Below are 11,863 nucleotides of genomic sequence, written 5' to 3' on the forward strand. Positions count from 1 at the left end.
GGCGTGCTGTCTAAAGTTGCCCAAATTTTGAGCGACGGCGGAATTAGTATCGAAGCATTGATTCAAAAAGAGCCTGCTGATGGCGCTAGCTTAGTGCCAATGATTATTCTGACTAACCGCACAATTGAAGCCAAATTATCGGCTGCGGTAGCCCAGATCGAAGGCCTAGAAAGTATTGTGGGTGAAGTAACACGTATTCGTGTGGAATCACTAGCAGGATAATAGACGGTGGGGTAAAAGAAGGGGCATTGCCTCTTCTCTGCTGAATTAGAGAGTTATTGCGTTTTACCCATCTTAATTTAACGAATATTGAGAGTTACATTCAGTGAAATATATCAGTACCCGTGGCAAAGCGCCTGCCCTGAACTTTGAAGATGTTTTGCTAACTGGTCTGGCACCGGACGGCGGCTTGTATGTACCTGAAACCCTTCCTGAGTTCAGCAAAGAACAGATTGCAACGTGGTCGTCGCTGTCTTATACCGATCTGGCTTACCAAATAATCCAGCCCTTCATCGGCGGTTGTATTCCCGATGACGATCTCAAAGCCATTATCGATGATACCTATGTGGATTTTCGCCACCCCGCGATTGCGCCATTAGTGCAACTCGATCGCAATGAGTGGATCCTAGAGTTATTTCAGGGACCGACCTTGGCGTTTAAAGATTTTGCTTTGCAGATGTTGGGTCGCTTGCTGGACTACATCGTAGAGCGCCGCCAGCAGAAAGTGGTGATTATGGGTGCAACCTCTGGCGATACCGGCTCGGCTGCTATTCAGGGTTGTAAGCGTTGCAGCAATATCGATATTTTCATTTTGCACCCTTACCAGCGGGTGTCAGAAGTGCAGCGTCGCCAGATGACCACTGTCGTTGGCGATAATATTCATAATATTGCTTTGCGCGGTAATTTTGATCACTGCCAAGCGATGGTCAAAGCCAGTTTTGCCGACCAAAGCTTTTTGCCTGAGGGTCAGCAGTTGGTGGCGGTTAACTCCATCAACTGGGCGCGAATTATGGCTCAGATTGTTTACTATTTTTACGCCGCTTATGCGGTGGGTGCGCCAGATCGCTCGGTGAGTTTTTCGGTGCCCACTGGTAACTTTGGCGATATTTATGCCGGTTATCTAGCCAAGCGTATGGGTTTGCCTATCGAGCAACTAGTTGTAGCCACTAACCAAAACGACATTCTGCATCGCTTTATTAGTGGTAACAAATTTGAGAAATACGAGTTACTGCACACTTTATCTCCTAGCATGGATATTGTCATGTCTAGTAATTTTGAGCGCATGTTGTTTGATTGCTACGACCGCGACGGCGCTGCTATTGCAGATCTAATGCAGCGTATGAATACTGAAACTGTGTCTATCCCAGATAGCGCCTTTGCTAAAGTTCGCGGCTTGTTCGACAGCTATGGTGTCGATGATGCGTCGACCATGGAGACGATTGCTTCGGTATATGAGGCTAGCGAATATCTGCTAGATCCGCATTCAGCGATTGGGGTGAAGGCGGCGCGTGAATGCCGTCGCAATAACGCAACGCCGATGATTACCTTGGCAACCGCGCATCCAGCTAAATTTCCGGAAGCGGTAATGAAAGCGGGCTACCCGCATGCACCGGCACTGCCGCACCATATGAGCGATTTGTTTGACTTGGAAGAACGCTATGAAGTTGTCGATAATAAAATTGAGGATGTTCACGCGTTTATCGCTGCCAATATCGGCGCCTAGTTAGTGGCCGATTTTCCTGAAATTATTCTTCGTTCTCCCGCCGTCACAAATTTTTCTGCGACGGTTCCAGTCTTGCTGCAAAAGCTTTACGGTGCGCGCGGTGTGCTTCGTGATAGCGATATCGAAACCGGTTTAGAGCAACTTCCCAAGCCTGACATGAAAGGCATGGTAGAGGCCTGCAAATTACTGGCTGATGCTATTCAAAATCACAAACGACTATTAATTGTCGGTGACTTTGACTGCGATGGCGCTACCAGCACTACTGTGGGCCTGCTGGGCTTGCGCGCCTTGGGCGCGGTGCATGTGGATTATTTAGTGCCCAATCGGTTTGAGTATGGTTACGGGCTGACACCTGAAATTGTTGCGGTTGCGGCTGAGCGTCAACCGGATTTGATTATCACCGTCGACAATGGCATCTCCAGCATTGAGGGGGTAGCCGCAGCGGCCACGCTGGGTATTCCGGTGTTGGTGACGGATCACCATTTGCCGGGCGATTCACTGCCTGCCGCCGTAGCTATTGTAAATCCTAATCAACATGGCTGCCCGTTTCCCGCAAAGTCTCTGGCTGGTGTCGGGGTGATGTTCTATGTTTTATTGGCGCTGCGTAGCGAATTGCGCCAACGCGGGTGGTTTTCAGCGGCGCGTCTAGAACCAAATTTAGCCGAGTTGTTGGATCTGGTCGCCCTCGGCACTGTGGCTGATGTGGTGCCGCTAGAACAGACAAACCGGATATTAGTGACGCAAGGTTTACGGCGGATTCGTGCCGGTCGTAGTCGCCCCGGTATTCGGGCTTTGCTCCGTATTGCCGGCAAAGAAGTGAGCCGGTTAGTGGCGGCGGATATGGGTTTTGCTCTTGGTCCACGCCTAAATGCCGCGGGTCGCCTGGATGATATTAGTCTTGGTATTCGGTGTTTATTGACAGATGACGAGGACGTGGCGCTTAGTTTGGCTGCGGAGCTCGATGACTTAAATCGTGAGCGCCGCTCCATAGAACAAAGTATGCAAGATGACGCCATGAGGGTGTTGGCGCATTTACAGCTTGATGCCAGCAACATTCCCAACGGTATTTGTTTATACGATCCCACGTGGCATCAGGGCGTAGTCGGGATTTTGGCTTCGCGGATTAAAGATCGCTATCACCGACCGGTCATTGCCTTTGCTGATGCCGATGATCACGAGATGAAAGGGTCGGCAAGATCGATACCGGGCTTACATCTGCGCGATGCTTTAGATCTCTTGGCCAAGCGCAACCCCGGGTTACTCAATAAATTTGGCGGTCACGCCATGGCAGCGGGCTTGAGTTTGGCCAAGGCGGACTATCCACGGTTTGAGGTGGCTTTTGATGCGATTGTAGCGGAGTTAACTAGCGAGGAGCAGCTCACTGCTGCGGTCTACAGCGACGGCGTGCTTCAGCCGCAAGATTTTTCTATCGAGCACGCGGAGCTGTTGCGCAGCGCAGGGCCTTGGGGACAAAATTTTCCTGAGCCTAAATTTCACGGCCGCTTTCGCCTTGTACAGCAGCGTATCGTAGGTCAGCGCCATTTAAAAATGGTGTTAGCGCCGCTCGGTGATAGCGACAGCTTTAGTCAGCAAATCATTGATGCTATCGCCTTTAATATTGATACCGCGTTGTGGCCAAATCAGCAGGTTGATCAGGTTGAGGTGGTATATAAGCTCGATAGTAACTTGTTTAGAGAGCGTTTATCGGTCCAATTATTGGTTGATCACCTCCGGGCAGTGGTAGATTGATCCCAATATTTGACGCTGTATATTCGAGCAGCAGTATTGTTAATCGTTAGCGCACAGCCAATTGCTGACTAGGCTTTGCTCAGTGCCCGTCATCAGGTAAAATGCCCGCCCTTTCCACGTCTTACCGGATGTTGCTTAATGTTAGAAGTGAACGCCATACGCCAATCTCTCAAAAGCATGGGTGAAAGAACCGACGTGCTTCGGGGGTATCTTTGACTACGCCAACAAGAAAGAGCGTTTAACCGAAGTTGAGCTGGAGCTGGGCGATCCCAAAGCTTGGGATGACCCAAAGCGCGCCCAAGAGTTGGGCCGCGAGCGAGCCGCGTTAGAGACGGTTGTTGCGACTATAGAAGAGCTAGATAGTGGTGTTGCAGACTGCAGCGAACTGCTTGATATGGCAGTTGAAGACGGCGACGATGACACGATTAGTGCGATGCTGGTCGACGTTGATCGTCTTGAGCGCTCACTCGCAAGTTTAGAATTTCGCCGCATGTTTTCCGGTGAGATGGATGCCAATAATTGCTATCTTGATATTCAATCGGGTTCGGGTGGCACCGAGGCGCAAGACTGGGCCAATATGGTTTTGCGTATGTACTTGCGCTGGTGTGAAAGCCGGGGCTTTAAAGCCGATTTAGTTGAACTGTCTGACGGCGAAGTTGCCGGTATAAAAAGTGCGACCATTCACGTACAGGGCGAGTATGCCTTTGGCTGGTTGCGCACCGAAACCGGCGTTCATCGCTTAGTCCGGAAGTCGCCATTCGATTCTGGTAGCCGCCGCCATACCTCTTTTTGCTCGGTATTTATTTCGCCTGAGATAGATGACGATATCGAAATTGATATTAATCCTTCAGATGTGCGTACCGATACTTATCGCGCCAGTGGCGCTGGTGGTCAGCATATAAACAAGACTGATTCGGCAGTGCGTTTAACCCATGTTCCCACTAATATTGTGGTGCAGTGTCAGAACCAGCGATCACAGCATCAGAACCGCGACAGTGCCTGGAAAATGCTTAAAGCAAAGCTCTACGAATTAGAAATGCAAAAGCGCAACAGCGCTGCACAGGAGTTGGAAGACAGCAAGTCTGATATTGGCTGGGGCAGCCAAATTCGCTCTTACGTTTTAGATGATCAGCGGATAAAAGACTTGCGAACCAATGTGCAGACCAGCAATTGTGGCGCGGTACTAGACGGTGACCTAGATCAGTTTATGGAAGCGAGCTTAAAGAGCGGTTTGTGATATTAGTTTGTGTTACAAACCCCAAAATATGTTTTTATTTAACGTCTAACGCTACTTTAAATGCGTGTGACCCAAGGAATGTACCATGTCAGAACAGCACAACGAAGCTGAACACGTTCAGGAAGAGAATCGTCTTATAGCTGAGCGCCGCGCCAAATTATCGGCGATCCGCGAGAAGCGCAATGCCTTCCCAAATCACTTTCGTCGTGAAGACTATGCCGACCGTTTACAAGCTGAACTGGGCGAGAAGGGCAAGGACGAGTTAGAGGCTTTAGATCGTCAGGCCAGTATTGCGGGCCGGATTATGGCCAAGCGTGGTCCGTTTATGGTGCTGCAAGATATGTCTGGACGCATCCAAGTCTATGTTGATAAAAAACAGTTTCCTGAAGAACTTGCCAGCGAGATTAAGACCTGGGACATCGGCGATATTATTTCTGCCACTGGTCCCGTGCACAAGTCGGGCAAGGGCGATCTCTACGTTTATATGAAAGAGACGTCACTGCTGACTAAATCTCTGCGCCCGCTGCCAGATAAGTTTCATGGCTTGCAAGATCAAGAGATTCGTTATCGTCAGCGATATGTCGATCTGATCATGAATGAATCATCGCGCCGTACTTTTGCGATTCGCTCAAAAATGATCAGTTCCATCCGCAACTTCTTGCAGCAGCGTGATTTTGTTGAAGTGGAAACGCCGATGATGCAAGTGATTCCTGGCGGCGCGAGCGCGCGTCCGTTTGTGACGCATCACAATGCCCTGAGTATGGATATGTATTTGCGTATTGCGCCAGAGTTGTACCTGAAGCGCTTGGTTGTCGGTGGTATTGAGCGGGTATTTGAGATTAACCGCAACTTCCGCAACGAAGGCCTTTCAACTCGGCATAACCCAGAATTCACCATGATCGAATTCTATCAGGCATATGCAGACTACAAAGACATGATGGATTTGACCGAGGCGATGTTGCGCAATACGGCGCAGGAGGTATTGGGTACCACAACCATTAACTATCAGGGCAGCGAATACGATTTGGCGCAGCCGTTTACTCGTCTGTCGGTGTTCGATTCCGTGCTCCTGCACAACGCTGACATTAGCGCAGCGCAATTGGCGGATATGGCACAGGCAAGCGCCATTGCTAAAAAATTGGGTGTCGATGTTAAAGGCAGCTGGGGCTTGGGTAAGATACAGATCGAAATTTTTGAAGAGACAGTTGAGCACAAATTGGATCAGCCGACTTTTATTACCGAATACCCAACAGAAGTGTCGCCGCTGGCACGCCGCAATGATGACAATCCTTTTGTTACTGATCGCTTTGAGTTTTTCGTTGGTGGCAGAGAATTGGCAAATGGCTTCTCCGAGTTAAATGACTCTGAAGACCAGGCTGAGCGCTTTATGGCGCAGGTTTCTGAGAAAGACGGCGGCGACGACGAGGCTATGCATTATGACGCCGACTATATTGCGGCTCTTGAGTACGGTTTGCCGCCAACAGCGGGTGAGGGTATTGGTATCGACAGATTGGTTATGTTGTTCACTAATGCGCCCTCGATTCGCGACGTGCTGTTATTTCCTCATATGCGTCCGGAGTAGTTTGAGGATCGCTTTTCAGGTGCCCACGGTGACACCTGATTGGCTATCTTTCAACTCTATTTCACGCCTTTGGATTTTGATATAAAACCTGCCTAGACAGTCACTTGTGCAACTATGCTATAGTGTTTGTTATCGCTGTTTAGCATTGGGGATTTATACAATGAGTATCGAAAACGTCGATTTATTTGACGGTCTGATGCCGGAAGAAATTCAGATTTTACGCGACACCAGTGTGGTGCGTGAATACGCCAAAAATACAGTTTTGATCCACGAAGGTGACGTGGCTGACTCACTTTATGTCGTCGAGTCAGGGCGCGTGAAAGTGTATTGCAGTGACAAGGGTGGCAAAGATTTTGTCTTGAATATTCTTGAGCACGGTGATTATTTTGGCGAATTAGCGCTGCTTGATGACGATAAGCGGTCAGCGTCGGTAAGGGCGATGGAATCTAGTAAAGTCCGCATTATTTATAAAGAAGACTTTAAAGCGATATTAGATCTGCACCCAAATATTACCCGTATTCTTAATAAAAACCTGACTCGTCGGATTCGTAAATTAACGAATGATGTTAAGAGTCTGGCGTTACAGGATGTCTATGGCCGGGTGGTTAAAGTGCTGACCGGTTTGGCGCAGCCTGCTGCTGAAGATGGCAGTATGCGTATTGAGGAAAAGCTTACCCAACAAGAAATTGCTGATAGGGTGGGCTCGTCGCGGGAAATGGTCGCGCGTATATTGAAAGATCTAACTATCGGTGAGTACATCGACGTTGATGGTCGTCATATTGTGATTAAGCGCAAGCTACCAGAAAGCTACTAGCCATAGTTTTGAGCCTATAGTTTGGAGGGATCGCTTGAAAACTGCATTGCTTTCTTTAGCCTAGACATTGAAGCGTCGGATTAAACATCCGGCGCTTTTGTATCTGCTCCGTAATAACGTGGGTATTGCTGTTCTAGACTGGGTTTGCCGCCGTGGGTTAACCCGGTACTGTCCCCTTAAATAATTTACTCCCCGACAATAAGCTCAGCCGTTCCTTTACTGAATTTTGCATGCAGTTTTTGGCCTTTTTCTAGCCCAGTGGCATCACGTACTATTGCGCCGCCATGGTCGCTGATAATGGCGTAGCCACGGTGTAAGGTTTGTTCCGGCCCAAGCGTTTTGAGTTGCTGCTGCATATTCTTTAAGGCGATTCGTGGTTGCTGCAGCTGCTGTTTCATTGCGTGTTGTAAGCGGCCACGCAGCGCTTGAAGTTCTCTGTGCTTGGTTTTTAGTTGCCGCTCGGGGTTTAGCAGTGCCAGCTGTTGGTTTGCAGCAACAAGGCGCTGTTGACGTTGGTTTTGGGTTTGCTGCCATTGCCGGCCAAGACGAATCTCTAAATCATCTAGGCGCTGACTTTGTTCGCGTAACTGACTGCGCGGGTCGCGCACGCGCTGCGTAAGCGATAGCAGTTGTTCGCGCCAGCGAGAAATTCTGCGAAGCTGGCTATTTGCCAGTCGGCCTTTTAGCAACTGCAAGCGAGAAGTCAGTTCACTTTGATCGGGACTCAGCAACTCGGCGGCGGCTGAGGGTGTCGCGGCGCGAATATCGGCAACAAAGTCACTGATGCTGAAATCGACTTCGTGGCCCACCGCACTAACTACCGGTAAGGAAGAGTTATGGATAGCTTCAGCGACGATGCGCTCATTAAATGGCCATAAATCTTCTAAGGAGCCACCGCCGCGTGAGACCAGGATCACATCGAAGTCCTTCTTTCCTTCACTCTGCCAAATATTAGCCTGCAACACTGCCTTAGCGATTTGTTGGGCTGCATGCTCGCCTTGAACCAATACCGGCAGTACGCTGATCTGCATACTGGGCCAGCGTCGCTGAAATACTGATAGAATATCGTGAATGGCAGCGCCGGTGGGCGATGTCACTACAGCAATATGACGAATACTGTCCGGAAGCGGTTTTTTGTTGGCGGAGTCAAACCAACCAGCAGCCATAAGCTCTTGTTTGAGTTTTTCGAAGGCTTGCGCTAAGGCCCCAGCACCTGCGGCCTGCATGCTCTCAACAATTAATTGGTAGTCACCACGACCTTCATACAGGCTGACCTTACCCCGAACATTAACTTGTTGGCCGGGCTCAGGCGAAAAATTGACTCGAGCATTCCGGCCTTTAAAGAAAGCGCAGCGAATCTGCGCTCGGTCATCTTTTAGGGTGAAATACCAGTGGCCGGAGCTTGGGCGCGACAAGGTAGACAGCTCGCCACTGACAGTAACCTGAGCGAAGCAGTCTTCCAGTAATTGTTTTGCCAGACCATTTAATTGGCTGACGCTGAGGGTTTGTGGCGGTTCTTGTGTATTCATTGGTGCATTATATCAATATATGGGGTTTGGTGGCTAAGAATCGGTTTACTCGGCGGCGCCCATCAATTAAAATTGTGAAGATTCTAGCCACAGGCACCGGAATCAAAATATGTTACGCATTTCTCAAGAAGCTCTCACCTTTGATGATGTACTTCTACTCCCCGGTTACTCCGAGGTCACCGCTAAAGATGTTAGCTTAAAGACAAAGTTAACTCGCAATATCTCACTGAATATTCCGCTAGTCTCGGCTGCGATGGATACTGTTACTGAAAGTGCCTTGGCCATTGCTCTTGCCCAAGAGGGCGGTATCGGCATTATTCATAAAAGCATGACAATCGCGCAGCAGGCCCAAGAAGTGCGCGCGGTTAAAAAGCACGAAAGCGGTATTGTTAAAGACCCCATTACCATCGAAGCCAGCGCACCTTTAAGCGAGTTGTTTGAGTTGCGTCGTCGCCACAAAATTTCTGGTGTACCTGTGCTAGATAAAGGCGAGCTGGTTGGCATTGTCACCAGCCGCGACGTGCGTTTTCAGGAAGAGTTAGATGTTCCTGTATCAAGCATGATGACTCCAAAGGAAAAGCTTGTCACAGTTAAAGAAGGTGTCGATATGGCGGTGGCGCGTGAGCTGTTGCATCGTCACCGCATCGAAAAAGTATTAGTGGTCAACGATGATTTCGAACTTACCGGCATGATCACCGTTAAAGACATGAACAATGCCCAAACCTATCCCTTTGCCTGTAAAGACAGTGCCGGTCAGCTGCGCGTTGGCGCATCGGTTGGTACTAGCGCAGATACCGATGATCGTGTGGCGGCACTGGTTGCAGCGGGCGTAGACGTGCTGGTGGTTGATACCGCTCACGGTCACTCCTTGAATGTTATTAATCGGGTGCGGTGGATTAAAGAACACTACCCACAAGTTGATGTTATTGGTGGCAATATTGCTACCGCCGCGGCGGCACTGGCTTTGATTGAAGCGGGCGCAGACGGCGTAAAAGTCGGTATTGGGCCAGGCTCAATTTGTACTACCCGCATCGTTACCGGTGTCGGTGTGCCACAAATTAGCGCCATTGCTAATGTTGCTGAGGCACTGAAGGGAACAGGGGTACCACTGATTGCTGATGGCGGTATTCGGTTCTCCGGTGATCTGTCTAAAGCCGTAGTCGCCGGCGCCAGCGCGGTCATGATGGGTTCGATGTTTGCGGGCACAGAAGAGGCCCCCGGCGAAGTCGAGTTATTCCAAGGCCGCACCTATAAGTCGTACCGCGGTATGGGTTCACTTGGTGCCATGACCAAAACTCAAGGCTCCAGCGATCGCTACTTCCAAAGCGCAGAAGACGGTGCTGAAAAATTGGTACCCGAAGGCATTGAAGGTCGCGTTGCTTATAAAGGTCCGCTGTCCGCTATTGTGCATCAATTAATGGGCGGTTTACGCTCTGCTATGGGTTACACCGGTAGCCTCGATATGGAAGCGATGCGCAGTGTTCCTGAGTTTGTCCGAGTGACATCTGCCGGTATGAATGAAAGCCATGTTCATGACGTTAGCATCACCAAAGAAGCGCCCAACTACCCGACCTGATATGCCCGTATAAATTATTGTTTTTAACTACAGAAACCCGCTGCTAATACCCGTAAAGCAGCGGGTTTCTGTTTATTTGAATTGTTGTCAGTAAATTTTGCTGAATTAATTGAGAGAGCCACTGTGTCCATTCCTGATATTCATGCCCACCGAATTCTAATTCTTGATTTTGGTTCGCAGTACACCCAATTAATCGCCCGTCGTATTCGTGAGATTGGTGTATATTGCGAAATTCGCGCTTTTGATATTGATGAAGCAGACATCGACGCCTTTAAGCCCTCGGGATTTATTTTGGCGGGTGGACCGGAGTCGGTCACCGAAACTGACTCACCTAGGGCGCCGCAGAAAGTGTTCGAGTTTGGTGTGCCGGTTTTAGGGATTTGCTACGGCATGCAAACCATGGCCGAACAAATGGGCGGCAAAGTGGAAGGTTCGCCAGTGCACGAGTTTGGCTATGCGCAAATAAAATTAGAAACCGCTAGTGCCCTGACCCTGGATATTGCAGATCATATCGATACTAGCGACGGTAAAACGCTGCTGGATGTGTGGATGAGTCATGGCGACAAAGTGATTCAATTACCTGAGGGCTTTGAAATATTGGCTTCTACACCGTCGTGCCCAATAGCGGCAATGCAATGTGAAGCGAAGAAATTCTACGGAGTGCAGTTTCATCCGGAAGTCACTCATACGCTGCAGGGTCAGCGTATTTTTGAACACTTTGTACTGAAATTGTGTGGCTGTGAAGCCTTGTGGACGCCTGCCAATATTGTTGAAGACGCGATAAAAAAAGTGCGCGCTCAGGTGGGTGACCAGAAAGTATTGCTGGGTTTGTCTGGGGGTGTAGACAGTTCAGTGGTTGCGGCTCTGCTGCATAAGGCCATTGGCGCGCAACTAACCTGTGTGTTTGTCGATAACGGTTTGCTGCGCAAGAATGAAGGCGACCAAGTTATGGATATGTTCGCCAAAAATATGGGTGTGAAGGTGATTCGTGCTGATGCCGAAGATGCTTTTTTGAACAAGCTCGCAGGCGAAGCTGACCCAGAGAAAAAGCGTAAAATTATTGGCAATATGTTCATTAATATCTTTGATCAAGAAGCCACCAAGCTTAAGGATGTTCACTTTTTGGCGCAGGGAACAATCTATCCCGATGTTATCGAGTCGGCGGCCTCAAAAACCGGCAAAGCTCATGTTATTAAGTCCCATCACAATGTGGGAGGTTTACCCGACGATATGGCGATGGACTTGGTTGAGCCGCTGCGGGAGTTATTTAAAGATGAAGTTCGCCGTATCGGCCTTGAGCTAGGTTTACCTTACGATATGGTCTATCGTCATCCTTTCCCCGGTCCGGGTTTGGGCGTGCGTATACTCGGTGAAGTTAAACAGGAATACGCCGATATTCTACGTGAGGCCGACGCAATATTTTTAGAAGAGTTACATCGCGCCGACTGGTATCAAAAAACTAGCCAGGCCTTTGCGGTGTTCCTGCCAGTCAAGTCTGTTGGTGTAGTAGGAGATGCCCGGCGCTATGAATACGTGATTGCCTTGCGGGCGGTAGAAACCATCGACTTTATGACAGCCCGCTGGGCACACTTGCCTTATGAGCTATTGGAAACGGTTTCAAATCGTATCATCAATGAAATAAAGCAAGTATCG

The 11,863-nt window shown here is 49.3% G+C and carries 8 protein-coding genes and 1 pseudogene; 8 read left to right on the top strand and 1 reads right to left on the bottom strand.

All coding sequences use genetic code 11. The features are described 5' to 3' along the window. The 6 genes and pseudogenes from ACI955_RS16765 to ACI955_RS16790 all read left to right on the top strand — a co-directional run. Window positions 1-222 (top strand): annotated as a pseudogene (locus tag ACI955_RS16765) (homoserine dehydrogenase); the annotation flags it as partial. A gap of 103 nt (window positions 223-325) precedes the next feature. Next, on the top strand, window positions 326-1,723 hold the full coding sequence (thrC, locus tag ACI955_RS16770) for a threonine synthase (protein WP_415244893.1): 1,398 nt from the start codon (window positions 326-328) through the stop codon (window positions 1,721-1,723). Between the two features lie 3 nt (window positions 1,724-1,726). Continuing rightward, window positions 1,727-3,472 carry a single-stranded-DNA-specific exonuclease RecJ gene (gene recJ, locus ACI955_RS16775; protein WP_415244894.1) on the top strand — a complete coding sequence of 582 codons (1,746 nt, stop codon included), beginning with the start codon at window positions 1,727-1,729 and terminating at the stop codon, window positions 3,470-3,472. 138 nt (window positions 3,473-3,610) lie between these two features. After that, window positions 3,611-4,709, top strand: a protein-coding gene (gene prfB / locus ACI955_RS16780; RefSeq protein ID WP_415244895.1) for a peptide chain release factor 2 whose coding sequence is annotated in 2 segments (ribosomal slippage) — window positions 3,611-3,685 and window positions 3,687-4,709 — 1,098 coding nt in all. Because the reading frame shifts where the segments join, the coding sequence is not laid out codon by codon here. A gap of 85 nt (window positions 4,710-4,794) precedes the next feature. Beyond that, window positions 4,795-6,291 carry a lysine--tRNA ligase gene (gene lysS / locus ACI955_RS16785; protein WP_415244896.1) on the top strand — a complete coding sequence of 499 codons (1,497 nt, stop codon included), beginning with the start codon at window positions 4,795-4,797 and terminating at the stop codon, window positions 6,289-6,291. A gap of 160 nt (window positions 6,292-6,451) precedes the next feature. After that, window positions 6,452-7,105 carry a Crp/Fnr family transcriptional regulator gene (locus ACI955_RS16790; RefSeq protein ID WP_415244897.1) on the top strand — a complete coding sequence of 218 codons (654 nt, stop codon included), beginning with the start codon at window positions 6,452-6,454 and terminating at the stop codon, window positions 7,103-7,105. Window positions 7,106-7,290: 185 nt separating this feature from the next. On the opposite strand, the gene xseA is transcribed toward ACI955_RS16790, so the two are convergent. Next, a complete protein-coding gene (gene xseA, locus ACI955_RS16795; protein WP_415244898.1) occupies window positions 7,291-8,634 on the bottom strand; it encodes an exodeoxyribonuclease VII large subunit in 1,344 nt (447 codons plus the stop codon). Window positions 8,635-8,743: 109 nt separating this feature from the next. Here xseA and guaB point away from each other — a divergent pair, with 109 nt between their 5' ends. Together guaB and guaA are read left to right on the top strand one after the other, a co-directional pair. Then, window positions 8,744-10,210, top strand: a complete 1,467-nt coding sequence (guaB, locus tag ACI955_RS16800) for an IMP dehydrogenase (protein ID WP_415244899.1) — start codon at window positions 8,744-8,746, stop codon at window positions 10,208-10,210. Window positions 10,211-10,333: 123 nt separating this feature from the next. Further along, the coding region (gene guaA / locus ACI955_RS16805) for a glutamine-hydrolyzing GMP synthase (protein WP_415244900.1) at window positions 10,334-11,863 on the top strand (1,530 nt) is incomplete at its 3' end.

It is taken from the genome of Zhongshania sp., from assembly GCF_047636175.1.
Lineage (GTDB): Bacteria > Pseudomonadota > Gammaproteobacteria > Pseudomonadales > Spongiibacteraceae > Spongiibacter.